Origin of the sequence: Paenibacillus rhizovicinus (assembly GCF_010365285.1) — a bacterium.
GTDB lineage: Bacteria > Bacillota > Bacilli > Paenibacillales > Paenibacillaceae > Paenibacillus_Z > Paenibacillus_Z rhizovicinus.
Genome location: NZ_CP048286.1, coordinates 1,772,382 through 1,796,272 on the forward strand (window position 1 = coordinate 1,772,382; position 23,891 = coordinate 1,796,272).

26 protein-coding genes and 1 riboswitch are annotated in these 23,891 nt (G+C 49.3%); of the genes, 3 read left to right on the plus strand and 23 right to left on the minus strand.

All coding sequences use genetic code 11. From position 1 onward, the window contains the following. Positions 1-135 precede the first annotated feature (135 nt). Positions 136-348 carry a hypothetical protein gene (locus GZH47_RS08215; protein WP_162639647.1) on the plus strand — a complete coding sequence of 71 codons (213 nt, stop codon included), beginning with the start codon at positions 136-138 and terminating at the stop codon, positions 346-348. A gap of 105 nt (positions 349-453) precedes the next feature. Then, a complete protein-coding gene (locus GZH47_RS08220) occupies positions 454-1,707 on the plus strand; it encodes an NAD(P)/FAD-dependent oxidoreductase (protein WP_162639648.1) in 1,254 nt (417 codons plus the stop codon). 1,140 nt (positions 1,708-2,847) lie between these two features. On the opposite strand, the gene cls is transcribed toward GZH47_RS08220, so the two are convergent. Further along, positions 2,848-4,275: a cardiolipin synthase gene (gene cls, locus GZH47_RS08225; protein ID WP_162639649.1), complete on the minus strand. Its 1,428-nt coding sequence runs from the start codon at positions 4,273-4,275 to the stop codon at positions 2,848-2,850. Between the two features lie 154 nt (positions 4,276-4,429). Here cls and GZH47_RS08230 point away from each other — a divergent pair, with 154 nt between their 5' ends. Continuing rightward, positions 4,430-4,876 (plus strand): bactofilin family protein, encoded by a 447-nt coding sequence (locus tag GZH47_RS08230; protein ID WP_162639650.1) that lies wholly within the window; start codon positions 4,430-4,432, stop codon positions 4,874-4,876. 172 nt (positions 4,877-5,048) lie between these two features. Here the strand turns inward: GZH47_RS08230 and GZH47_RS08235 are convergent, their stop codons facing one another. The 22 genes from GZH47_RS08235 to GZH47_RS08340 all read right to left on the minus strand — a co-directional run bounded on the left by GZH47_RS08235 (position 5,049) and on the right by GZH47_RS08340 (position 23,882). Beyond that, positions 5,049-5,450 carry a hypothetical protein gene (locus tag GZH47_RS08235; RefSeq protein WP_162639651.1) on the minus strand — a complete coding sequence of 134 codons (402 nt, stop codon included), beginning with the start codon at positions 5,448-5,450 and terminating at the stop codon, positions 5,049-5,051. 316 nt (positions 5,451-5,766) lie between these two features. Continuing rightward, on the minus strand, positions 5,767-5,949 hold the full coding sequence (locus GZH47_RS08240; RefSeq protein WP_162639652.1) for a hypothetical protein: 183 nt from the start codon (positions 5,947-5,949) through the stop codon (positions 5,767-5,769). Positions 5,950-5,965: 16 nt separating this feature from the next. After that, a riboswitch (cyclic di-GMP riboswitch) is annotated at positions 5,966-6,039 on the minus strand. After that, positions 6,040-6,228 (minus strand): hypothetical protein, encoded by a 189-nt coding sequence (locus GZH47_RS08245; protein ID WP_162639653.1) that lies wholly within the window; start codon positions 6,226-6,228, stop codon positions 6,040-6,042. Positions 6,229-6,486: 258 nt separating this feature from the next. Continuing rightward, a complete protein-coding gene (locus GZH47_RS08250) occupies positions 6,487-7,281 on the minus strand; it encodes an ABC transporter permease (RefSeq protein ID WP_162639654.1) in 795 nt (264 codons plus the stop codon). Then, positions 7,274-8,209: an ABC transporter ATP-binding protein gene (locus GZH47_RS08255; RefSeq protein ID WP_162639655.1), complete on the minus strand. Its 936-nt coding sequence runs from the start codon at positions 8,207-8,209 to the stop codon at positions 7,274-7,276. Before GZH47_RS08255 ends, GZH47_RS08250 begins: the two co-directional genes overlap by 8 nt. Positions 8,210-8,341: 132 nt before the next feature. Beyond that, the gene (locus GZH47_RS08260) at positions 8,342-8,593 is read right to left on the minus strand and encodes a hypothetical protein (RefSeq protein WP_162639656.1); all 252 of its coding nucleotides are present in this window, start codon (positions 8,591-8,593) and stop codon (positions 8,342-8,344) included. A 245-nt stretch (positions 8,594-8,838) separates the two neighbouring features. Further along, positions 8,839-9,294: a PilZ domain-containing protein gene (locus tag GZH47_RS08265; RefSeq protein ID WP_162639657.1), complete on the minus strand. Its 456-nt coding sequence runs from the start codon at positions 9,292-9,294 to the stop codon at positions 8,839-8,841. Positions 9,295-9,353: 59 nt separating this feature from the next. Continuing rightward, a complete protein-coding gene (locus tag GZH47_RS08270) occupies positions 9,354-9,848 on the minus strand; it encodes a DUF1854 domain-containing protein (protein ID WP_162639658.1) in 495 nt (164 codons plus the stop codon). A 77-nt stretch (positions 9,849-9,925) separates the two neighbouring features. Continuing rightward, the gene (locus GZH47_RS08275; RefSeq protein ID WP_225446400.1) at positions 9,926-11,746 is read right to left on the minus strand and encodes an ABC transporter ATP-binding protein; all 1,821 of its coding nucleotides are present in this window, start codon (positions 11,744-11,746) and stop codon (positions 9,926-9,928) included. Positions 11,747-11,755: 9 nt separating this feature from the next. Then, positions 11,756-12,676 (minus strand): phosphoenolpyruvate carboxykinase (ATP), encoded by a 921-nt coding sequence (locus tag GZH47_RS08280; RefSeq protein WP_162639659.1) that lies wholly within the window; start codon positions 12,674-12,676, stop codon positions 11,756-11,758. A 119-nt stretch (positions 12,677-12,795) separates the two neighbouring features. Beyond that, complete coding sequence (locus GZH47_RS08285) at positions 12,796-13,017, minus strand: paeninodin family lasso peptide (RefSeq protein WP_225446401.1); 222 nt, start codon at positions 13,015-13,017, stop codon at positions 12,796-12,798. 2 nt (positions 13,018-13,019) lie between these two features. Then, entirely contained in the window at positions 13,020-13,511 is a 492-nt protein-coding gene (locus tag GZH47_RS08290) for a lasso peptide biosynthesis B2 protein (protein WP_162639660.1), read from the minus strand. A gap of 1 nt (position 13,512) precedes the next feature. Further along, complete coding sequence (locus GZH47_RS08295) at positions 13,513-13,821, minus strand: lasso peptide biosynthesis PqqD family chaperone (protein ID WP_225446402.1); 309 nt, start codon at positions 13,819-13,821, stop codon at positions 13,513-13,515. A gap of 140 nt (positions 13,822-13,961) precedes the next feature. Next, positions 13,962-15,140 (minus strand): nucleotidyltransferase domain-containing protein, encoded by a 1,179-nt coding sequence (locus GZH47_RS08300; protein ID WP_162639661.1) that lies wholly within the window; start codon positions 15,138-15,140, stop codon positions 13,962-13,964. 98 nt (positions 15,141-15,238) lie between these two features. After that, the gene (locus GZH47_RS08305) at positions 15,239-15,733 is read right to left on the minus strand and encodes a hypothetical protein (protein ID WP_192043594.1); all 495 of its coding nucleotides are present in this window, start codon (positions 15,731-15,733) and stop codon (positions 15,239-15,241) included. A gap of 28 nt (positions 15,734-15,761) precedes the next feature. Then, on the minus strand, positions 15,762-16,262 hold the full coding sequence (locus tag GZH47_RS08310) for a VanZ family protein (RefSeq protein ID WP_162639662.1): 501 nt from the start codon (positions 16,260-16,262) through the stop codon (positions 15,762-15,764). 10 nt (positions 16,263-16,272) lie between these two features. After that, positions 16,273-17,235, minus strand: a complete 963-nt coding sequence (locus GZH47_RS08315) for an LCP family glycopolymer transferase (protein WP_162639663.1) — start codon at positions 17,233-17,235, stop codon at positions 16,273-16,275. Positions 17,236-17,287: 52 nt separating this feature from the next. Next, positions 17,288-18,664: a sugar phosphate nucleotidyltransferase gene (locus GZH47_RS08320; RefSeq protein WP_162645134.1), complete on the minus strand. Its 1,377-nt coding sequence runs from the start codon at positions 18,662-18,664 to the stop codon at positions 17,288-17,290. A gap of 89 nt (positions 18,665-18,753) precedes the next feature. Beyond that, a complete protein-coding gene (locus GZH47_RS08325) occupies positions 18,754-19,785 on the minus strand; it encodes an NAD-dependent epimerase (protein ID WP_162639664.1) in 1,032 nt (343 codons plus the stop codon). Further along, positions 19,766-21,136: a UDP-glucose dehydrogenase family protein gene (locus GZH47_RS08330; protein ID WP_162639665.1), complete on the minus strand. Its 1,371-nt coding sequence runs from the start codon at positions 21,134-21,136 to the stop codon at positions 19,766-19,768. Before GZH47_RS08330 ends, GZH47_RS08325 begins: the two co-directional genes overlap by 20 nt. 51 nt (positions 21,137-21,187) lie before the next feature. After that, positions 21,188-22,654, minus strand: a complete 1,467-nt coding sequence (locus tag GZH47_RS08335; protein ID WP_162639666.1) for an oligosaccharide flippase family protein — start codon at positions 22,652-22,654, stop codon at positions 21,188-21,190. After that, on the minus strand, positions 22,626-23,882 hold the full coding sequence (locus GZH47_RS08340) for a hypothetical protein (RefSeq protein WP_162639667.1): 1,257 nt from the start codon (positions 23,880-23,882) through the stop codon (positions 22,626-22,628). Before GZH47_RS08340 ends, GZH47_RS08335 begins: the two co-directional genes overlap by 29 nt. Positions 23,883-23,891 lie beyond the last annotated feature (9 nt).

Below are 23,891 nucleotides of genomic sequence, written 5' to 3' on the forward strand. Positions count from 1 at the left end.
TGGACGCGAAGCAGTCCTTAGAGCCGGCAAAGCAGCTGTGAACGAAACCAAACGCCTCGTTTGCACCGCCTATGTTTCAAAACAACCTCCGAAGGTGTAGTATTCCGTATGCCATACGCAAAGGAGTTGACGACGATGACAGCAGGAAATCCATTGAACGACGGGCAGCCGCAAGCTTCGTCAGCTGGGCAGGCAGGACGCAAGTCAGAGCCGCTCGAGAACGCCAAGAACGGTTCCATGGTGCAGGACATGCAAGACTTGAAACGTCTCGGCCACGATATGAAGAACATGAAAACAAACAGCCAGCTGCAGGAAGAGGGCCTCGTCCCGGATCCCATTCAAGAATAAATCGCACCCCCAACCTACAAAACATAAACTCGCCGAAAGAGGGGAAATCATCCCCTCTTTTTTCTTCCCCAATTGGACATAATACCCGTGGGAGGTTTGATCAAAATGAAGGATTTACACGAAGGCCATCTCTATTGGCAGACAACGCTGCCCGATCCGAATACGTATCCGCCGCTCGAAGGCAGCATCGAAGCCGACGCGGTGATCATAGGGGGCGGCATGTCCGGCTCCATCACCGGTTATGTGCTTGCCCGCAGCGGGCTGAGGACCGTTCTTCTGGAACGGGATCTCGTGGCAGGCGGAAGCTCCATGGCCAACACGGGTCTGCTGCAATTCTGCAACGATATAATGCTGAAAGACCTGATCGAGCAAATCGGGGAGGCGGATGCCGTTACGTTCTATCGGGCATGCGCGAAGGCCGTGAACGACCTCTCCGAAATCGCGCATTCGCTCCCCGCGGACACGGAATTCTATCCCCGCAGCAGTCTGTACTGCGCCAGCTCCGATCAAGATGTGCCGGGACTGAAGCGCGAATACGAGGCGCTCAAGGCCAGCGGCTTCGATGTGGAGTATTGGGAGCCGGACCGCATCGGCGCCCATTTTCCGTTCCGGAAGCCCGGCGCCATCGTCACGCACGGCGATGCCGAGGTCAATCCATTCCGCTTCGTACATACCCTCATCGACGAAGGCAGCCAGTCATTCGGTCTTCGCGTTCATGAACATACGGATATCGTCAGCCATCGCACCGACGAGGCGGGCAAGCATGTCTTGAAAACATCTTCCGGGGCAACCGTTCATGCCAACCATGTCATCTATGCGGTCGGCTATGAGCCGGAGGAGCTCCGCGGACAACTCGTCAAAGCGGAGATGAACCGCACGAGCGTCATCGTGACGGAGCCGCAGACGGATTTGTCGCCCTGGCACGGCCGTTATTTGATCTGGGAAACTGCACGTCCTTATTTCTATACCCGCTTAACGAAAGACGGCCGCGTAATCGCCGGGGGCTATGACGAAGTCGGCACCGAACCGCTCGCCGGCCGCAACGCACGGGATAAATTCTCGCAAAAGCTGGCTGAGCGAGTGCAGCAGCTGTTCCCCTCTTTTCAGGTCGGTCCGGCGTATGAATGGAACGCAACATTCGGGATCTCGCGGGACAATCTGCCCTTCATCGGGGAGGATCCCAAATGGCCGCGCGTCTATTACTGCCTCGGCTATGGCGGCAATGGCACGGTCTACAGCATGATGGGCGCAGGCCTTATTCGCGATCTCATTAAGGGCTACTCTAATCCCGTGGCGTCGATTATCGGATTGGACCGTCCATCGCTGCAACAATCCGACGCACCAACCCCAAGCTCTTGAAAACACATCGGATTCACAGCGTTTAGGCAAGCCCTAACCTCGACAGCCGTCCTGCCCGGTTTTGAGGCATGCAGTGTCGCTTAGGTCGTGGACGCGCTCAACGACGCTAACGAATCGTGGGCATGCTATACGTCTCTTTTGGCGGCTTTTTGCAACGTAACGAATCCCAGCGGCGCTATTTGGCTGTTTGACGCTGTCCGCGGGCCTAATGTACCGACATAAGGCTTCTCAGATTCGTTACGTCGTTTATGGCCTCCATTTCGCCGGAATAAGACGTCTAGGATTCGTTAGAATCTCGCGGCGCGAGGTGGAGTCAAGTTGGAGTTACTGAGGCCGAGTTACTGACGCCGGGCCGAGTTACTGAGGACGGGCCGAGTTACTGAGGACGGGCCGAGTTACTGAGGCCGGGCCGAGTTACTGAGGCCCGGCCGTGTTGCTGAGGACGGGCCGTGTTGCTGAGGACGGGCCGAGTTACTGAGGCCGGGCCGAGTTACTGAGGCCGGGCCGAGTTACTGAGGCCGGGCCGAGTTACTGAGGCCGGGCCGAGTTACTGAGGCCGGGCCGAGTTACTGAGGCCGGGCCGAGTTACTGAGGCCGGGCCGAGTTACTGAGGCCGGGCCGAGTTACTGAGGCCGGGCCGTGTTGCTGAGGACGGGTGGAGTCGCTAAGTTCGGGCGAAGTTACTAAGTTCGGGCGGAGTTGCTGAGTTCAGGCGAAGTCGCTGTGGCCGGGCCGAGTTACTATATTCGGGGAGTCGCTGTGGCCGGGCGAAGTCGTTGAGGTCGGAGACGAGCCGAGTCTTACAGCGTCCGACACCATCGAGCCCGCACTCCACTGCTTCACTACATCAGCACATGCTCATTTCCCACTTGTTCCGGCTCTCTGCTTTCCACCCCAAACGCAAAAAAACCGTTCCTTCACGGAAACGGCCGAAGTGTCGAGGAAGTCCAGAGGACCCCTCGGCTTTTTTATGTATGCTGCGCTCCCTATGTATGCTGTGCTCCTAACCCACTCACCTATCGACGCGCTCACCTAACCAGCTCACCTATCTAACCAATGCTCACCTAATCCACTCGTTCATCAACTCCCTCATCAACTCCACCTACTTACCATATTCGCCGCTCCCTTCACCACGCCCCCTCACAACAGCGGCGACAACATCCGCGCCACAATCTCGCCCGCCTTCTGCCTGGCCGGACGCTGTTGGAAATGCGACCGGTTCACTTCTTCGCACTCCGCCAAATCTGCCCAGAAGTCAGCCTCCAGCCGCTGGATGGCCCCTTCGTCGAACAGCAGCGCATTGATTTCGAAGTTGCTGAAGAAGCTGCGCATATCCATATTCGCGGTTCCGACCGAGGCCAAGAGCTCATCGACGATCAGCACTTTGGCATGCACGAATCCTTTGTGGTAGCGGTATACGCGCACGCCGGCAAGCAGCATTTCCTCGACGTAAGAGAGCGACGCGAACAGCACCAGCTTCGTATCGGCTATGTAGGGAATGATGATTCGCACATCGACGCCGCTCAAGGCTGCCGTGCGCAGCGCCATCAGCACGCTGGGATCCGGGATAAAATAAGGCGTCGTGATATAGATCCGCTTTTTCGCGACGGCCAAGGCGGCGAACACGCATTCCAGAATCGCGGCATCCTTGTCGTTCGGTCCGCTGACCACGATTTGCATCTGTTCCTTCCCCTTGCAGGCATGCACCGGCATATAAGCCGCTCCCGACAGCCGCTTCTTCGCGGTAAACCACCAGTCCTGCATGAACACCTCCTGCAGGAAGTAGACCGCGTCGCCTTCCACCTGCAAATGCGTATCGCGCCAGAAGCCGAGCTTCGGGTTCCCGCCGAGGTATTCGTCGCCGATATTGATGCCGCCGACGAAGCCGACGAGACCGTCGACGACGATGATTTTGCGGTGATTGCGATAATTCATCCGTTTATTGAAGAAAGCCACCCGCGCCGGCAGGAAACACTCGGTCTCGATGCCCGCCTCCCGTAGCTCGCGAATATAGGCGGCAGGCAGCTCCAGACTGCCAAGCCCGTCATAGATGACGCGCACCTCGACGCCTTCCCGCGCTTTCCGCACGAGCGCCTCCTTCACCTTCCGTCCGATGCCGTCGTCGCGAATCGTATAGAATTCGACGTGAACGTGATGCCGCGCCGCCTCGATCGCCTCCAGCATCGCCGTGAACGTGGCTTCGCCATTCGTCAGCACCTTCGTCTCGTTGCAGCCCGTGATCGGGGAGAACGTCATGCTTTGCAGCATTTGGTACAGCCGCTCCTGATGACGAAATTCCTTCCCGCGCATTTCCTCCAGCCGGTTCACCAGTTGGCAGCGCATGAGCGCCTGCAGCTTCGCCACTTCGGTGACGACGCCTCTCCTTCGCATCGTCCGCCGCCGCCGGTATTCTTGCGCCAGGAAGTAATACATGACGAAGCCGATGATCGGCAGCACGAACAGAATGAGCAGCCACGCGACGGTTTTGGAAGGACGCCGGAACTCCAGCACGAGAATCGTCGCGATTTGAAAGATGAATACGATGAGTACGATTAATGCCCATATCATAGCGTTTCTCCCCCTTCCTTTGCCCTTGGATACATCCCTCTAGTTTTCGCCTCCCTTGCGGCGTCTATGCATCTTTCAAGGCATGTTTTACAGAAGGACAGAATAAATAGCTATAAGCACGTTACCACCGAAGGAAGGAGGATGAATCGACAAGATGTTCAAAGAATCCAGGAAAAGCGATTACGCCGAGACGTCCATCGGACAAGGGACGCATGTGGAGGGTAAGCTGGCGAGCGACGGCAGCATTCGGATCGAAGGGGAATTTCGGGGCGATATCGAGTGCAAGAGCGACGTCATCGTCGGCGAATACGGCGTTGCGCGGGCCGGAATCATCGCGAACGATCTGACGGTGTCCGGCAAAGTGTACGGCGACGTCAACGTGAAGGGCCGACTGACCATCACCGCTTCCGGCCAGCTGCACGGCAATGTGCTTGCGCATACCATTCTCATCCAGGATGGAGGGATCTATAACGGCAATTGTCGCATGGAACGTCAAACGGAGTCCAAACCGCGTCATCTCCAAGAGGGTGATCCGCTCCAGCATCCGCATCCACAGGCTAAAGAGAACGCCGCCAAGGAGAAATCCAGGCAAGCGGGGTAACGCGCAAACGAAGCAGCGTCGCCGCTCGGACATGAAAGGTGAATGTTGAAGCGGACCTGCTTGCGGGTCCGCTCCTCAAGTGTTCACAAATAAACATAACCAATAACAAAGATCGCCCTCCATCTGGCCGATAACCAAATGAAGGGCGATCATTTATTTGCGCGCAAGAGCCTTAATTCAACCAATCCCAATCCCCGAATAAGAAGTGTTCCTGCGGCTTCTTCAACCGTTCTTTATTCCTTAACACGTTATATACCGCAGAGGGAACATCAGTATGCATGTGCGTTTCCAATAGGCTTATGTAGGCTTCAAGTTCGTTTACATGGGCTTGCGCAGCCTCGTACTGGTTCATCCAATACGGCAGCGCTTGGCGAGCTTCGACGATGAAATGCGTATCCGCCGGCTTGATAAATCCCGTTAACCCAAAATCGCATACGAAATCTTCCTTGAAATAGCCGTCGCCCGCTTCGATCGTACGGTAATTTTCCGTTTTACTATGTTCCGCCATTGATTCTCTCCAAGCCCCCGGCGTCGCCGCCTCGCACATCGCTTTATCCTTGGCTAGGTCACGCATCTTCCGTTCCTCCCATTAATTAATAAATTCGCGAGCAACCTAAATCGGCTGAACCAATGACTTCATTCTTGGTACTTTTCTCACAACCAACACGCAAAGCAAGGGAAAAACGATCCCAACCTGTTTATCGATGTTAAGTAACATTTTCGGAATTTGAAGGGTACTAAGTACTAATTATATACATATGGTATCACAATTAGACCTATAAATGAAACATATTGTATCATAAAAGTGATAGGAATCATTCGGAATTTCTAGATCTTGGCAGCTGATGCTTTATAAAAAACAGCCTGCCGGCTAAATCCGGTAGGCTGTCTTATTTCTTCGCTTCTTTCTTACGAAGTTCATCTCTTATAAATTGAATGAAGCTAATCGATTCTTCAACCGTCAACTTGTTCCCGCCAATCGTAAATTCAAATCTTTCCAAAATGACTTCATTCGCTAGATGCAAAGAATCCACGAGCTCCTGAACGTTTTTGTCCGTGATCTGCTTAACCATCGTCTATTCCTCCCCATACGGCAGCTGGCTGGCATTTCAGCCCCTATAGCTTTGCGTCACCATTTTTCAATGGTTTTGCCCTTATATTACTTACGTTTGTTTGGAGTTCGCATTTATTGACTTCGGGATATTTTGATTTCCTGATTCCTGACTGCCATCCGCAAAATCCAGAGGGATTGCTTGTTCCTCGCGTTGTCCAAGGACAGCTTCTCTCCACTCGTCGAACTTGGTTGCATCGATTCCGAGTTGTTCGATAATATGTACTAAATCCAATGCCACTATTATCTCCTCCACCCCGCCGTTGAGTCAATATAATAGTATGATAACAGACACAAGATAATAATAATGTCGAAAGAAGTCTATTATTTTTCCATATACAAGATTAATATATTGCAAAATAATAATTATCGAGCAAGCGGATTTCTTTATATATTCCTTCATACTCGCCTTACTCGGATGCAAATAAAAAAAACCGCCGGGCAGACACTCTTCTCAAAGTGTCCATCCGGCGGATTGCCATTTGGTTGTAACGAACGATTAAGTCGCTACGTCCCGTCTATTGAAGATGAGCCATGTGACGCCGACGAAGACGATATAGTACCCTGCCAGCACGGCAAGCGAGAAGCCCATCGTCATATTGTGCGCGTTTTCCTCGCTGCCCAGGTATTCCTTCAAATTCAAGTGCAGGAACAGCAGGTACTCCACCCATTTGTAATCCAGCATCGAGAGCAGTCCGCTCGCAATGATACCGAAGAAATAGATGAACATCGACAGCCCGATGGCGAGCCCGCCGCTGCGGAACAGCGTCGAGAGCATGAAGCTGAGCGTGACGATCATGATCAGTCCGATATAATCCAGCACATAGACCTGCATCATGTAGCTGAACGGACCGGAGCTGTTCATGACGCCAAGCGCTTCTTGCGCCGTCTTCGCGTCGCTCGTGCCGAACAGAATCAGGTTAAGCACGAACGAGCTCAGCAGCATCATGATGGACATGAGCAGCGCGAAGATCAGCAAGGCAATGTATTTGGAAAGCAGAATCTTCGAGCGGCTCCATGGCCTGATCAGCAGCAGCTTGATCGTACCCGACGAGAACTCGCCCGCCACGCTTTCTGCGGAGACGACGACGGTGAAGATCGTGATCAGCAGATAGGTAAACGACTCGATGTTGTTCATGACGCTCCACATGGAGCCGCCGCCCTCGTCGAACACCTTGGACAAGATGCTGACGCCCACGACGATCAACAGGATAATGCCGAACATGATCCATGTGCCGATACGCCGGTAAATCTTCATATTCTCATTGCGGACCAGCTGCAAGAAATTATACAAGCGGATTCCCTCCCGTCATCTCGAGGAACTGATCCTCGAGCGATTTGTTCAGGACGCGAATGCCGTATACTTTAATGCCCGCTCCGACCAGCTCCGCATTGATGCGCGCAACCGTGTCCCGGTCCGCCCGTACGAGCGCCCCTTCATCCATCCGAGCCGCTTCGTGCTTCGCCAGCAGCTCCACGGCCTCGTCCGGCCGATCCACCTCGAACAGCACGGGGCCGCTCGTTTCCGCCAATTGCGCGGTGGTTTGAATCGTCCGCACGTCGATCAGCTTGCCGCCTTGAATAATCGCGACCCGGTCGCACATCAGCTCCATCTCGCTGAGCAGATGGCTGGAGACGAAGACGGCGATGCCCTCTTCCTTCGCCAGCTTGCGGAGATAGTCGCGCAGCTCGCGAATGCCCGCCGGATCCAAGCCGTTGGTCGGCTCGTCCAAGATGAGCAGGGACGGCTTGTGCATGATCGCCTGTGCCACGCCCAGACGCTGGCGCATGCCGAGCGAGTACGTCTTCACTTTATCGTGAATGCGTTCCTTCAGCCCGACCAGCTGGACGACTTCGTCGATCCGCTGCTTCGTGATGCCCGGCACCATCCGGGAGAAATGAAGCAGATTCTGAAACCCGGTCAAATATTTGTACATCTCGGGGTTCTCGACAATCGCCCCGACATGACGGATGGCCTTCTCGTAATCGTCGCGGACGCTGTGTCCCTCGATCAGCACATCGCCTTTCGTCATCTTCATCAACCCGACCATCATGCGGATGGTCGTCGTCTTCCCGGAGCCGTTCGGACCCAGAAAGCCCAATACCTCCGCCCGCGGGATGTCTAACGTTAACCCGTCAATAATCGTACGCCTGCCGATCACCTTCGAAACTTGCTGAAGCCTTACGATCGGCTGCTCGTCCGAAACGGTCCCATAACCCATTTCTGTACCCCCTGTATCCGCGGAGAATCATCCTTCATGCCGCGTATCGTCCCCATCAGTATACCGGATGAAGGAAGCGATTGGAAGGTTGGACATCGCGGAAACAGCAAGTCAAGACTGCAGAGGTTAACGTTAGTTGAACACGAGAATCCGGTCCTTCACGATATCCGCAGCGCATACGTCGAATGATTCGCGATGGATATCCCCGAGCCCGCCCAACTTTTGCATCGGCTGTTCGTGATCGGACGATGTCTTCATGCAAGCCGAGCAGCAGCCCAGCCGATACTCGACGCGGTAGAACCCGGTCAGAAACAGTTTATCCGCCTCGTGAAAATGCAACAACTTCCCGCAGCTTACACAATAGAATTGATTCTTGCTCAACATAACTCGCTCCCCTTCCAAATCGACAATCTTTTATATATATATACTATTTGTATCAATTTATGACTAACATTGTTACATTTCGTATCGATTTCAGAATATGACAAAAACCGCAGTCTGTCAATAAGTTAATCCCGGATTCCGACAGATTTATCGGATATATTCGCGATCGTACGCCTAAAATGTCGTGTATGCGCTTACATAAATGGGCATAGAGAAGCGCCCCGTGGATAACCAAAAAGGGACGTTCATCCCTTTTGATCGAACTTGTAGAGCCGATGGGCAACCGCGGCTCCGCCCGACATCCGTTCATAAAGCTGGTGGATGCGGCGGTAGTTCGGATGCAGCTGCTTGACGTAGCTTTGGAGCGCGAGCTTAATGGCCTTGCGCATGTAATCATCCGGGACGAACGTGCAGCCGTACGCGTATAAGTTATCCTTCCTGCGGCGCCAGACGATATGTCCTAGCAGCGAGAGCTCCCATGGACCGACCACCGTCTCGATACGTATCGTATAATCGGAATTGACGGGAAACCGCAGGTGGGTCTGAAACTCCAGCCCTTCCAAGCTCATTTTGTCCAAAAGCACTGGCGTCGTACGCGTCTGCGCCGCTTCGTCCGTTACGCTGCAGATCGAGACGGACGCCGTGATTTGACCAAGGAATCGGATTTGCAGATCACCGTTATTGACCGTGTGCTGATCCATAACCGCTTCGCTCCTTCTTTTCAATATGTTACATTTTGTATCGTAGTGGTCAAAAAAAATTAATTGATTTGCTGCCAGTACCGCTTGCTTGCGGCATCCAGTTTACCGAGATCGGCAAGCAGAAACTTGCGGGCGTCCATATCCGTTATGATCCACCGGTCAGGCGCGATGGAGTGAATATGCTCATGCGCATTCTCGGTCGTGAACGTCACGCGTCCGAAGTCCGTCTGGACTTCCCACGTATAATAGGCATTCTGCTTCCGGATGGATAGAATCTGCTCGATAACGGGCACCATGTACAGCTGCTTGAGCTCTTCCTGAACGACGGCACGGCTCGCGTCGTCCAGCACGTTCAAATTGCTGATCAGCATCAGCTCTTCTCCGGTCTCGCTCCGCACGGATATATATTGATCCAAGAACGAATACGGGAATGTACGGACCAGCTTCACCTTCTCGTAGCGCAGCCCACCCATCTCGAAGTGGAGCGAATCTTCCTTGCGGAACGACATGCTGAACCGGTTGCCCTTCTGCTTCAAATAGACCAAGTTACTCATCAAGTCACCCTACTTCCAGCGGTTTCTCCGACATCTGCTGCTGCGATTCTCGGGTACATCGGCCCGCTACCGAACTTCTACACACTACTTGTCATCTGATAGCTCAGCAGTTTCCCGAAGACGCCGTCGGATTCTTTCGCAAGCTGCTGGAAGCCTCCTGAACGTGCCAATCTGCCGTCTTCCAGAACAATCACTTGATTGGCGTCTCGAATCGTTGACAGACGATGCGCAATCACGATAATCGTCATGCTGCCTTTCAGCCGAATCAATGCTTCCTGAATCTTCGCTTCATTCTCGCCATCGAGCGCGCTAGTCGCTTCGTCTAGGATGAGTATGGACGGTTTTCGAAGAATCGCCCTGGCTAGAACGATCCGCTGCCGCTCGCCACCCGACAAGCGTACGCCTCTATCGCCAAGGACGGTATCAAGCCCCTGCGGCAGTTTGCGCACGAAATCCTCGGCTGCGGCAAAGCTCAGCGCCTCCCAGATCATCGCCTCTGTCACTTCAGGTGCGGCAATGAACATATTGTCGCGAATGCTCGCATGGAATAGAAAAGGTTCCTGCGCGACATAGCTGACATTGCGCCGAAACGATACCGCCCTCTCCCCGACGAGCAGCTCGCCGTCCGCAAACACCTCGCCCGTCTCCGGCTGCATTAGGCCGATCAGCAGGTCGATGAGCGTACTCTTGCCGGCGCCGGATTTGCCGACGACTGCCGTCATGCTGTTCGCCGGAATCCATAAATCGATATGTTCAAGTGCGAAGTCCGCTCTGGATCGATCGTAGCGGTAACTCACATTTCGGCATTCGATGCCATGCGCCATTCGCACGCGATTGTCATCCATCACGTCTTCATTGATATCCAGTTCCTTTGCTGCCTCGTATTCCATCCGCAAGCACTGTAGGCTGTTGAACGCAGGAATCGTTTGTGCAAGCCGCTGCCACTTCGATTGCAAGCTGGAAAACTTCGGCCATAGCCGCGTGAATATAAGGCTGATCACGATCAGCTTCTCGGGCGGAATATGCAGTAGTTTTACCGAACAAAGCACAAACAGCGCCATGAGCAGTCCCGTTGCCGCTTTGTAACAGAATCGTGAACTCGATTGCAGCTTCGTATACATAATCGCATTTTGTTCCAATTCCCCGCTTGTGTCCCTGAACCAACCCATATGCCGCTCTTCCATCCGATTGCTCTTAATTTCCTTGATGCCATTGAAATGCTCCGTCATGCCTGCGTAGAACTCGCGCATAAGCGCCGAGAGCCGCTCGCCATTTCGCTTGCTTCGCTGATGATAGGGTCTAAGAATAAGCGCCATAATGACGCCGCACACGAGAATGCTCGCCGTCAAAGGCCATGACAACCATGCCGCCAAACCGATTTGCACCAGCGTGAACAGGCAGGTCGAAAGCAGCGAAATCGACAAATATACGCCGTTGCTGGCGCGGGACAGCTCTTGCATCATCACATGAACGAAATCCGACCTGCGCTTCGTCAGGAAGAAAGACCAGCTGGACTGCAGAAGCGATTGATAGAGTTCGACCTGCAAATGACGAATGAAGCCCGCTTCTATCGCTTCATTCCGGTTAACCAGCCTCAGCTGCAAGAATGCTTGCGTCCAGACCGACAGCATGAACACTCCCAGGACGGCAGGCAACCTCCACCCGATAGGCAGTTCGCCGAGCGGCGACATCAATGCCGACAGGAATGGAATATTGTCCGCGGACGCCGTATCGAACACGCCAATCAGACCGAGCATTGGGATGAACAAGAACAAGCCAGCGCCTTCCAACATGCTGACGCCCATCATGCAAACGATATTGACATACAGCTTTAATCCTGCGAACTTATGAAGCTTGCGGAAATAAACCGCGATATGCGCAATATGATTATTCATCATTGACCACTCCTAGCTGACGACGGCGCTGCCTGCGGTTTGCAATATCTCCTCTACCAGCTGATGAACCGTAATTCCGTTCTTTGGCCTGCTGAGCCGATAAATGTCCACCTTGCCCGCTAATCCGGCAATTGCCGAGAAATGCCATTCGTTCAGGCCCAGCGGCGAGATGAACGATTTGCGGAACGTATGCCGGTGCAGCATATGGAGGCGTTCAAGTCCCGCCACTTGCCGTTTTTCCAGCTTGTCCAAATCCGTCTTCTCAAGCTCGAACACGCCTGCGAGCGGCAATGGCTCCGTGCAGAAACCGGAAGATGTTACGGGAACGGCATACTTGGTCGAGTAAATCGTTTGATACGCGCTGGCATCCAAGCCAAGCATTTGGACGCTCTCGGGCCATAGCTTCTGCTGTGGATAAGCGGGTAGCACAACCGGGTTCCCGTCCGTGTTCACAACAGCGATGACATCATCGCTGATAAGCTGATAGCCCCTCTCCAGAAAAGCTGCCGCAAGCGTAGATTTCCCTGCGCCGGAGTCACCAACGATCGCGTACACGCTGCCGTCAATAATTACCCCGCTGCCATGAAGCGGGAGCAATCTCCTCTGCATCAAGATGATCGCCATGCACGTTCCGAGCAAGAACAATCGAATCTGCGTCGGATCCGCTCCTTCCTTCGGAGACACGGCCATTTCGCTGCCCTCACTCATCCGGAAGACAGCCGTGTCCGGCACATGGAGATACACCTGCCGCTCCCCGAACAAATAACAGCTTCTGTCCGTGCTGCGCAAGTTCCATTCCTCCGTCAAATCGTCGTATCGGATAAAGATGTCTGCCTCATCTTCACGCCTCTGCGATGGTGTAAGCTCCGGCAACGCTATATCGCTCAACACTCGCAGCCCGTATACGGTGTAATTGTTTTGATTCGACGCCATGATTCCACCCTCGATCCGTGTCAATGACTTCACGTTAAACCCTTATATGGAGATTCATATAAGGGTTTAACGTATGTAGCGTCATTTCGGTGATGCCGATCTAATAGAACCCTATAATACTATGAATGGCCGTGGCCGTGGCCATGGTCGTCGCCACCACCGTGATCGTCGCCACCGCCGTGACCTCCGCCGGGGTGACCTCCGCCGCCGGAGTGGCCACCGCCACTGCCACCTCCGCCGCCGTGGCTGCCACCGCCTCCGCCGCCGCCCATAGTCAATTTAACGTCCAGCACTTCCAACAGCGGTGTGGTCCATTCCTTCTTCGTCTGATGTTGCATCATCTTCACCTCCTTTCGCGAGGCATTTGCGATACGAATTGTATCCATTTTCCGAAGATGGCAACGACTGCGAAGCCTTCCCTCTCTTCCCCGCCGGTGACCATGAACGAACCGCTGCGAAGCCATGCATGCGCAATCATCGTGCCGGATTCATCTTTAGCGGCGCCGAGATACAGCGTGCTTCCAATCTTCCGTCGTTCCAGCATCTTCATGGCCGCGATTGCTCGCACCATACAGGCGCTCTCCCACCAGGTATACCGGCTTGCTAGATGCAGCATACGGGATATTTGAGTAATGCACGCCAGATCCGCATCATCCTCGCCGTATGTCGTTTCAGCCATCCACCGGCCTAACGATGGAGAGACCCAGCGAAATGGCAGCGACTTCAAAATACGCGCCCAGCCTAAATACAGCACAGATTCGATAAGCAGCAGACGCGTCTCTTGATCCCACGACCAGAATCGCCGCAATGATTTTCGAATCGCAAGTCCCGCCATTCTATTCCGAATCCACATCAAACCGCTGAACTAACGACTCGCGATGCAGATGAGTCATGAATGCCGTAACCTGCGCAAGGCAAGCGGATTCGTCGACACTGAACTCCTCAAGCAGCGTTTCGACGATGCGCTCCATTGATGCGGGCCGCTCGATAAGCTCCCAGATCCGGCCGCCGATCGTTCCGAGATTGTAGTACTTCCCGTTCTTCACGCTCATCAGAACCTTCTCGCCGTTCATATCGCTTGCGAGCAACTCATTGGACCGGACAATGCGGTCTTTGACATGAAACCGTTCTGCAGACATATCCATCTGCCCACCTCTCACATAGCTACATTTCAGAGCATTTCTTTCTTATCCCCAATTTATGATACAATTTGTATCATGTCAAGCATTTCTTTATCCGCTCGCAAGAGGAAACCAGCGCTAACAGATCCGCTTATCTTCCATTCTTATTGATTCCAATGAATGCGCCTCCAAAACCACAGAAAAGGACGGAGCGGAAAATATAACGCATGCCATTTAACGGGCAATGGCAGCACTTCAGCATCCTGGGAGCTTGGATAAAGGTACGCGATAGCATAATTCCATCTTTCGCGCGGCGTCATGATCGACAACATGTACCGCCTGAAGCGCTTATGCACGTCGCCGCTCGTAGCGCTAACGCTTGCGTCGGCAATACTGTTAATAATGTAGACCGCCGTTTGCGCAAGGCGCCGGCCTCTCTTATCGGACATGAATGGTATTGCGTCCCCTGTAATCGGCGTATGAAATAACTTCGAGACAAGAATAAGCGCCTGGCTGCACAGTTCGTATGCGCGATAGTTGTTCATGATGGGCAGAGCGCTGCTCCAATTTACGCCTTGACGGACCATCCGATCGATATCGGTTAGCCAACGCAAGCGAAACCATCCATGCCTTGCTCCATGTATAACCAAATGAAACAATAAATCATCTTCGCCAAGGAAGTTGACGGGACCGCTCGCCCGTTCCGATACTCGCCGACGCGTCCATAATGCATCGAATGAAGGCTCGGTTGTTGAGTTTGGCCGCATCTGCCAATGCACTTCAACCTGTACGCGATGATCCGGGTGCGAATAGGAGATGTGATGCGTCTTCCGCTTCATATTGTTTAGAACCGGCTTCATATCCGACTCATAGCCCAATGAAAGAAGAACCTCTTCCGCTTGCTCGAGCTGCTCGAAGGCGACGAGAATATCCAAATCCTTGGACGTTCGCAAAGAGAGGTCGCCATACAGCGCCTCAGCAAGAATAGGCCCCTTCAACATGAGGGCGCGTACTTCATGATCTTCGAAAGCGCGACATACCCGTTCCATCTCTCCGCATAAATGAAGCATCTTGAATGTATTGAATTGATAGTCGTCCTTTAACTTTCTATGAATATCATCCGGGATCAGCCCTCTGTCGAGTCTGCACAGCTTGGCATAAATCGTCGGGATCACACGATGATGCTTCGCCAAGGCGAGAAACAGGTACCAGTCCAGCTCCTCAAGCAGAATCTCTATCATGAGAGCATCCTGAGCTGCATGATCTTCTTCCCGGAGCAGCCATAGAATGAAATGCAGTTCATTCGGGAAAGGACTCAAATCGAGGTCGGATGATATAAGCATAGAATGCGCTCCTCTTAGCCGTATAATTGATACGATATGATATCTATTATACAACAATTGCTCCGTTTTGTATCATTTTCTAAACAATTATATGCCGCCTACATCTCTTGTTCCCGATAGGACCACATGATCTTCCATGTACCCGCATCATATACGGCGTAACAAGACTGCACAAGCTTAAAGTTCCCATATGGACTATGGAACAATTCAGTTACCGTTACCTCATAGGCTTCCGGAAAAGCAACCGCAGTATCGCTCATCTTCCAATTGCGAAGCTTCACCGGAGAGCCGGCTTTAAATTGAAAAGTAGTCACTCCGAAATCTTGCATCATAATATGAGCGCGCTTCTGGATGTACGCCGCCTTCTCGAATCGTTCCTTCATGAGCGGATGGAACAGTTCCCAGGCGCTTCCAAAGTCTCCTGCCTGTTCGAACGTATAGAATTGCTCCACGACCTCCGAAGCCTGATCTTTATTGTCCGACGTCCACAGGCTCGATGCACCGCGCCACGTTATCCAGAGCAGCAGCACACAAACGATGCCTACAACCAGTTTCAAGCCGCGTCCATTCTTCTTCCCTCTTCTATGAAACATTCCCAAGCCCCCATTGCATAAAGATAGTTCACTTTATGGATGGCGTGCTTGTTTTATACCTCTGATAGCCGTATGTGACCGTGAGATAGATCCCGATGCCGATACAACCGCCGATGAAATCCACGATAATATCCTGCGGGTTTGAAGTCCGACCTGGTATTCGCCGCTGGTTAAGCTCGTCAAGCGAAGCGACGATCGTGATGAACAGCATAGATAACGCGACTGTCCCGCTTTGACGCATTTTTTTACCGGCAGTCTTGAAGCCTATGACAACAAGAACGGCATAGATAAACAAATGAGCGCTTTTGCGAAATAGAAATTCAAGCAATTGAAACGGATCTCGCTGCGAGGAATAATGCGTATGATGGTAAATGAAATTGACGTTCGGTAGGATCTTCTCTGCCGTCTGGGCCGTTACCGTTCGATGCAGCTCCGGTTGGATATCCTGATCCTTATACGGCTGGGAGGAAAGCATGAAAATGAACGCAATCCAAACAACCAAGGCAATAATCATTACATACTGTCTCACTTATAACCACTCACTTCCCGGAAACCGTAGAACCTCCCTGAAGATGGGATTTAATCATATTGTGAATTCGGTTTCGCTCTTTATCGTCAACCAGGTAATACCAGATTTTATTAATGATTTTCCCTTGCCCCTTTATCTCGACCGTCTCCATCGTTTTAATTTGCGGGCGATAATCGGTGAGAAATTCCTTCATTTCATCAAACGTAATATTCGTCTTCACGCTGTCTCCCAACTGGCCAAGCAGTGAATTCAGATGCGTCAGATTCGACACATTGAGCGCATGATTCATCACTTCTTGAAGAATGTCGCGCTGCCTCGTATTGCGGCCGAAGTCGCCTCTTGGGTCGTCATAGCGCATGCGCGAGTATTTCAACGCGTCGGTTCCATTCAAGACGAGATGCCCTTCCGCAAATGTACGGCCTTCGTAATCGAATGCAAACGGATTATCAACCTCAACGCCGCCAAGCAAGTCGACGATTCGCGCGAAGCCTTCCATATTCACTTTCGCATAGTAATCAATCGGGTAGTCGAGGAAGTTCTCTACCGTTTGAATGGACATCTCAACGCCGCCGAACGCATACGCATGATTGATTTTGTCCACTGTACCATGGCCGATGATATCGGTTCTCGTATCGCGCGGAATGTTAAACATGAGGATCGAATGCAAGGCGGGATTAACCGTCAGTACGATCATCGTGTCGGAACGTCCGCGGTCGTTCTGACGCTGATCGACGCCTAGCACAAGCACCGTGAACGGATCTAGATTCTTCATCTTGATTGGCGTCGCCGACGGCTTCTTCACTTCCGTATCTTTGCTCACATATACGGGCTTGGTCTTAATATCTTCATACATTTTATCGGCCGTTTGTTCGGCCGAATGATATAAGAAATATACTAATCCTCCAGCAACGATTAATATCATACCAAGCCCTGCACTTACCCATATCAAGATACGCTTCCATGGCTTCTTCATATTAATGACTCCTTATGCGGCAGCTATCGATTTCTTTTGAAGCCTCCTTGGCTCACAGTGCCTTCGTACAGATCTCGGAAATCTCTCTCCAGGTATGATAGAGCTCAACAAGACTGTTCTCCTCGGAACGAATACCACTTTGAACAACAATCATTTCAATGTCTGAATTGGCTCTTAGCGTATGCAGCGTTTTCGTTGGAATATGAAGGATATTGCCAGCCTTCACTTTCATATAATTACCGTTCTGAATAAACTCGCCTTCGCCCTTCACAATCGTCCATACTTCATCCCTGTATGTATGCATGCGATAGCTTAGGTTTTCTTCTGCCCGGATACCGACGCGCTTGGTCGTAACGCAGCGATTGTCCTCGTAAACCTGATCATCGAGTATTTTGACCCAGCCCCATTTTCTCTCCTCGAATTTAGGCGCTTGATTGTATTTAATATAGTCCTTGATTCGCGTGCTCGCGCTCTTGCTTGAAACGAGAATTCCGTCCGGGCTGGCTGCTACTACGACGTCCGACAGCCCAATTATGGACACCGGCACATCGATTTCATTAATTAAATGCGTATTGATGCAATCCTCGCTGATCGTTCCCTGACCGATTTGTTTGTTCCTCATTTCCTCGGTCAACGTATTCCAGGTCCCAAGATCCTTCCAATACCCCGAATAAGGAACAACGACAATATTCTCTGCCCGTTCAACAACCTGGTAATCAAAACTGATCTTCGGCATAACCTGATATTGCTTATTCAGCTCTTCATACTGTATAGGCAAATTGAGCTGTTCCAGCAAGGAAATCAGATAACCGAGCTTGAAGGCAAACACACCGCAGTTCCAGAGCGCCTGCTTTGTTAGCAATTCCGCAGCTTGCGCTTCAGACGGCTTCTCGCGGAACGAGCTGACACGCTTATATGGCTGTTTACTGCCGTGCGTACCTGTCTCCGGAATGATATATCCATACTTCGAAGAAGGGTAATTCGGTTCCACGCCGATCAGCGCCAAGTCCGCTTCGGAATGATGTATGATCGCTTCAAGGCTCTTAATAGTATCGAAAAAATGATTTTCCACATAGGGATCAACAGGCAGAATGGCAATGGTTTCGTTTAAACTGATTCCTTCCATGGAATACAGATACGCTGCAGCCAGGGCAATGGCAGGGAACGTATCTCTTCGTTCCGGTTCAATAATGAGCCTTACCTCAGGACCTACCTGGCTTTGCATCATTTCTACTTGTGCCTGACTGGTGGCAATGTAGCTGTCTTTGCTCAAGTTACTTTGCATCAGCTGTCCCCACACCTGCTGCACCATGGAAATGAATTGTTGATTCTCGTTCTCCAACACTTTCAGAAACTGCTTCGATCGCGCATCGTTAGACAACGGCCATAATCTGGATCCGGACCCGCCGGACAATAAGATGAGTTTCACTCGAATTCCTCCGATCATTCTCTTAATGGACGTTGGTAGCATTAAAAAAAGATTGGGAGCAGCTTCGTCGCTACTCCCAATCTTTTGAATTAATTTAATCGATAATAATCGCAATACCAATCGGTAAATCTCTGAAGTCCTTCTTCAATCGAAGTTTTAGGCTTAAAGCCAACAGCCTCTTCCAATAAGGAAGTGGAAGCGTAGGTTGCAGGCACGTCGCCCGGTTTCATCGGTTCGAATATTTTCTCAATGCATACCTCTCTGCCTAATGATTGGCTCAGGCATCTCTCTAACGTTTCAATGAAAACCATCAATTTCTCCGGATGGCTGTTTCCTATGTTATAGACACGATGCGGAGCCTTCTCCTCCGCTGCCGGAGGACGATGAAGAAGCCGCTCAATGCCTTCAACAATATCATCAATGTAGGTGAAATCCCGATAGAGGTCCTGCTCGAAATTGCCATTGTTGAAAATTCTGATCGGCCTGCCGGCAAAATAACTTTGCGTAAATCCAAAATAAGCCATATCGGGACGACCCAGCGGGCCGTATACCGTAAAGAACCGCAGGCCGGTAGCCGGAATTTGATACAGATGACTGTACGTATGCGCCATTAATTCATTTGATTTCTTGGTGGCGGCATACAACGAAACCGGATGATCGACTCTGTCCGATTCCTCGAAGGGAACCTTCTCGTTGGTGCCATAGACAGAACTGGAGGAAGCATATAGCAGATGCTCGACTGGATGATGCCTGCAGGCTTCGAGCACATTATGCGTTCCGACAATATTGCTCTGGATATATGCATCCGGATTCTCGATCGAATATCTTACGCCCGCTTGCGCCGCCAGATGGATAACAACATTAGGCTTATGGGTTTCAAATAACGCCATCAGACCCGCCTGGTCCGCAATATCGCCTTTCACGAAGGAAAACGATGTAAAGGGCTTCAGTACTTCCAGGCGCGCGTATTTCAGATGGACGTCATAGTAATCGTTGATATTATCAATGCCAATGACATTGCAGCCTTGTTCGAGGAGCTGCTTGGATAGATGGAATCCAATGAACCCGGCTGCACCTGTGACCAGATAAGTTTTGCTCGTCTCAGGAATATTGTAGCTCATTGTTATTCCCCCCTTTGATGGCCAATCTCGTCCCGGCTTGACGGCCGACCGAGTGATACTCCACGCCTGCTTCCTGCATCAGTGCGACATTATAAATATTGCGCCCGTCGAACACCAATGGCGTACGCATAAGCTTCTGATAGGTTTCAGGAGACAATTCCTTGACTTCTCCCCACTCCGTGAATACAAAGCAAACATTGGCGCCTTGCAAAGCTTGCTCAATATCATCGACGTAGCTCAGCTGGCCTGCGCCATGCTTTCCAACCGGATACAGCTTGGCAAAGTTAGTTGCCCCTACCGGATCGTATGCATAAATATCCGCGCCTTGCTCCAGCAATAACGGAATATTCTCTAGCGAAGCCGCTTCTCGCAAATCATCCGTGCCAGGTTTAAAGGTCAGCCCAAGCACGGCGACCTTCAGCCCGTTGAAGGTGATCAAGCGTTTGCGGGCTTTACGGAATAACAGCGTCTTCTGCTCGGTATTCACATCGATAGCCGCCTTGACCGTCTTGAGTTCATACCCATGCTGTCTAGCTATATAGGCCAATGCCTTCGTATCTTTAGGGAAGCAAGAGCCGCCGTACCCAATGCCGGCATTCAAAAACTTGTTGCCGATCCGGTCATCAAAGCTCATGCCTCTCGCAACATCCTGGATGTCGGCCCCTACAAGCTCGCAGAGATTTGCAATATCATTCATATAGGAGATTTTAAGAGCGAGGAAATCATTGGAGGCATACTTGATCATCTCGGCTGATCTGCGATTTACCGATACTATAGGCAAATGAAAAGGCTGATAGATCTGCATAAGCATCTCTTCAGCCCATTTGCTCTCTGTTCCGATGATGATCCGTTCCGCGTGCAGCGTATCCTGCACGGCAGAGCCTTGCGCCAGAAACTCCGGATTCGAGGCGACTTCCACTTTGACATCGTGGATGAGGAAGTCCTGAATGAATTGCTCCACCTTATCATTGGTGCCTACGGGAACGGTTGACTTCACCACAACCAAGCAATCCTTCTCCACCGACTCTGCAATCTGCCTGGCAACTGTCGCGATGTAGGACAGATTGGCCGAACCGTCCGGCAGCTCCGGCGTTCCCACCCCAATAAAGATCGCATCTGCTTCTCGATAGGCGGATTGATAGTCGGTCGTATAATTAATCCGTCCGGCTTCGTAGTTCTTCTGCATTAGTTCTTCCAATCCCGCCTCATAGATCGGGGAGATGCCTGACTTCATCAAGGCCACCTTATTGTCATCAATATCTACGCAAGTAACTTGATGTCCAACTTCTGCAAAGCATACGCCTGCAACCAAGCCGACATATCCGGTTCCCGCTACGGTAATTTTGAACATGTATTTTCCTCCAACTTAAATATAATTGTGAAAGAAATTAATTAATTTTGATTACATGTCTATTTGCTTCCCATATGCTTCGCGGCTCTTCCTCATTCTTGATTTAAGTAATTTAAGAGCATATATCAATATCGCATCTCTTGTTATAATCATCATGGTTAAATACAATATTGCACCGATTAGCACAATTATAAAACTATTTAAGGCTGTAGAATTAAAGTATGATGATAATTCCCAGATCGGAAAACACATTACTAGGGATGAGATGAAATACTTACCAACAGGTTTGAATAATTTCCTAAAATTAATTATATCTCTTAAATAGAATAACATAATAAACATTCCTGTAAATTCGGCAACAACACACGAGACTGTTGTCCCTACCCCCTCAAATTTTTTTATTAAAATTAAGTTCAATATAATATTAATTGCAGCCCCATATGATACTGCAATTGTAAATTGCTTTTCTCTTTTTATTGATAATAAAACCTGAATACCTAAAATACTAGACCAACCTAATGTAATCATTAAAAAAGAGCCAATATAAAACATGGGAATGATCCCTTCAAAGCCTGGACCGTAGAACCATGGGACAAAAGATTTACATACGCCTATTAAACCGAATGTCATAGGAAAAGCTAAAAATGATACAAATGAAAATGACTTATAGATATAATTTTGGAACTCTTCATATTGCTTGTTCTTGTGAAAATTTGCCATTTTCGGCATCGTTACAGTTGCCACAGTGGTTACAATAGTAATAATTAATTTTATAATTCTCTGGGAATTATCATACAATCCTACTTGGGCCGTATTAGTAATTGCCCCGAGGATAACTTTATCCAACATTGTATAAATGTTAATTGCTATCTGAGGCAAAAACATCTTAATTGATTCTTTTAAATGCCTTACCGTGTTTCTTGTATTCGGGAATATAAATATTATTGATTTAGGTATTTCAAACCACATTATTGCTTGCCCAACTAGTTGGGTAATTCCTAATATTAATGCATAGAGCCAAACATCAGAACTATGCTTAACAAAACAAAAAATTAAAACCATACCAACAAGTTTCACAAAAATATTTTTCATAATAACTCTTTTGAAATCCTCTAATCCAATAAACAACCATGAAATATCCACTAATGAGCTTAAAATCACAAGTGACTGCATAATATAAACTATTTTATTACTTGAATTCAAAATGAGACCGAATAAAACCATATAAAGAATAAATGCTATCCCTACAGTGATTACCCTAATAAAGTTGATTTCCCAAAAAGCTTTGCTCAACTTACTTTCATCGTCTCTTACATAGGCAATTTCTCTACTCGAATATATAGAAAGACCTATCATTCCAAAAAGAACGAAATACTGTGCGTAAGTATTTGATAAGGCGAAGCTTCCCAAACCATCTGGACCTAATGTTCTTGATACATAAGGTATTGTTACAATCGGCAGTAGTATCGTCAATATTTGATAAATCAAATTATAAAGATAGTTTTTTATTGCTTTCAAAATTACCTCCGTGACCCACATCGATTTTCCTGAACTTCTCTTCTAACATACATATTAATAAAGTCATAACTAAAAAAGAATTATAGTACCAGTGTAATTCATCAACCATCGCAATTACCCAATACATAGGCATAATAAAAAAGACATAAGAATTTAAAGCCCGTTTAACCTTCGATCCCATAACAAACAATTTTCTGAACAATACGAGTACCCAAACTATTCCTAGAAGTCCATAAAAATATGCAAATCCAAATATTCCATTATCCACCCAATATATCCCGCGCAAATAATTTGATGCAATTGCAGCAGGATACCATTGGGTATTAATATATCCGCCCCCCAATATTGGATGCTGTTTCAATATACTAATATAAAAATCACGACCGATTTCTCTTATGCTTAAAGTATCAACGGTAGATTTGCCCTGAAAGGATAAGATAATCGCCTGGACTTCTTCAAGGTTCGTTAAATAAATAGCAACTGCAACTAAAACTAAAAAAGTCAAAAACTTAAGTATCCCTCCTTTTTTCCAAAAAATAAATCCAATCAATATTGCGCTTGCCACAGCAATAAATGTCATTCGCATTTTCCCTACAATAATAATGACAAACAATACTGCAACTATATATAATGTACTTTTAATTATTTTTTCCTTATTAAATAAACGATTTAAATTAATAAACAATAGGAGATTCAAAAATATATTACTTACATAAAATCGTGTGGTAGAATATACATTATTGGACATTACATTAAGGAATTGCACTTGGTTTTGCAAAAAATATTGGCTGATATAAATGACTAATTCTAATGTTCCAATAATAAATATAATTTTCTCTATTTTTTCATATGTTATTTCCTTTAGATAAAGTGCCTTCGTTATTGGGAAATACATCAAGGCCCACACAATCCAGAATCTCTGTGGCCTAATTCCCATAGTTATGCTTTGTCCATACAGCACATGACTTTGTATACTGCTTGTTATCATTAAAATAAGAGTAAATAAAATGATCCATTTAAAATGATATTTAGGGCTTGGCTGTTCTCTTAATAAAAACATAATCATTCCTATCCAAAATAATCCCATAAAAACAAATATATCCTTTAACGATAATGCCCCTATTACTCTCGCATCTTCACCTCCTTTAAACAAATAAAAGAAGTTTTCGCTTGCAATAATTGAGGCAAATAGCCCCCATAGCGCTAACTTATTTACTCTTATCTTCATAACATTATC

What these genes read in the sequence shown, in the direction of transcription:
- GZH47_RS08215 (WP_162639647.1), top strand. Translation starts at nt 136, where the DNA reads ATGACAGCAGGAAATCCATTGAACGACGGGCAGCCGCAAGCTTCGTCA.
- GZH47_RS08220 (WP_162639648.1), top strand. Translation starts at nt 454, where the DNA reads ATGAAGGATTTACACGAAGGCCATCTCTATTGGCAGACAACGCTGCCC.
- cls (WP_162639649.1), bottom strand. Translation starts at nt 4,275, where the DNA reads ATGATATGGGCATTAATCGTACTCATCGTATTCATCTTTCAAATCGCG.
- GZH47_RS08230 (WP_162639650.1), top strand. Translation starts at nt 4,430, where the DNA reads ATGTTCAAAGAATCCAGGAAAAGCGATTACGCCGAGACGTCCATCGGA.
- GZH47_RS08235 (WP_162639651.1), bottom strand. Translation starts at nt 5,450, where the DNA reads ATGCGTGACCTAGCCAAGGATAAAGCGATGTGCGAGGCGGCGACGCCG.
- GZH47_RS08240 (WP_162639652.1), bottom strand. Translation starts at nt 5,949, where the DNA reads ATGGTTAAGCAGATCACGGACAAAAACGTTCAGGAGCTCGTGGATTCT.
- GZH47_RS08255 (WP_162639655.1), bottom strand. Translation starts at nt 8,209, where the DNA reads ATGGGTTATGGGACCGTTTCGGACGAGCAGCCGATCGTAAGGCTTCAG.
- GZH47_RS08260 (WP_162639656.1), bottom strand. Translation starts at nt 8,593, where the DNA reads ATGTTGAGCAAGAATCAATTCTATTGTGTAAGCTGCGGGAAGTTGTTG.
- GZH47_RS08265 (WP_162639657.1), bottom strand. Translation starts at nt 9,294, where the DNA reads ATGGATCAGCACACGGTCAATAACGGTGATCTGCAAATCCGATTCCTT.
- GZH47_RS08270 (WP_162639658.1), bottom strand. Translation starts at nt 9,848, where the DNA reads ATGAGTAACTTGGTCTATTTGAAGCAGAAGGGCAACCGGTTCAGCATG.
- GZH47_RS08275 (WP_225446400.1), bottom strand. Translation starts at nt 11,746, where the DNA reads ATGATGAATAATCATATTGCGCATATCGCGGTTTATTTCCGCAAGCTT.
- GZH47_RS08280 (WP_162639659.1), bottom strand. Translation starts at nt 12,676, where the DNA reads ATGGCGTCGAATCAAAACAATTACACCGTATACGGGCTGCGAGTGTTG.
- GZH47_RS08285 (WP_225446401.1), bottom strand. Translation starts at nt 13,017, where the DNA reads ATGATGCAACATCAGACGAAGAAGGAATGGACCACACCGCTGTTGGAA.
- GZH47_RS08290 (WP_162639660.1), bottom strand. Translation starts at nt 13,511, where the DNA reads ATGGCGGGACTTGCGATTCGAAAATCATTGCGGCGATTCTGGTCGTGG.
- GZH47_RS08295 (WP_225446402.1), bottom strand. Translation starts at nt 13,821, where the DNA reads ATGGATATGTCTGCAGAACGGTTTCATGTCAAAGACCGCATTGTCCGG.
- GZH47_RS08300 (WP_162639661.1), bottom strand. Translation starts at nt 15,140, where the DNA reads ATGCTTATATCATCCGACCTCGATTTGAGTCCTTTCCCGAATGAACTG.
- GZH47_RS08305 (WP_192043594.1), bottom strand. Translation starts at nt 15,733, where the DNA reads ATGTTTCATAGAAGAGGGAAGAAGAATGGACGCGGCTTGAAACTGGTT.
- GZH47_RS08315 (WP_162639663.1), bottom strand. Translation starts at nt 17,235, where the DNA reads ATGAAGAAGCCATGGAAGCGTATCTTGATATGGGTAAGTGCAGGGCTT.
- GZH47_RS08325 (WP_162639664.1), bottom strand. Translation starts at nt 19,785, where the DNA reads ATGAGCTACAATATTCCTGAGACGAGCAAAACTTATCTGGTCACAGGT.
- GZH47_RS08330 (WP_162639665.1), bottom strand. Translation starts at nt 21,136, where the DNA reads ATGTTCAAAATTACCGTAGCGGGAACCGGATATGTCGGCTTGGTTGCA.
- GZH47_RS08340 (WP_162639667.1), bottom strand. Translation starts at nt 23,882, where the DNA reads ATGAAGATAAGAGTAAATAAGTTAGCGCTATGGGGGCTATTTGCCTCA.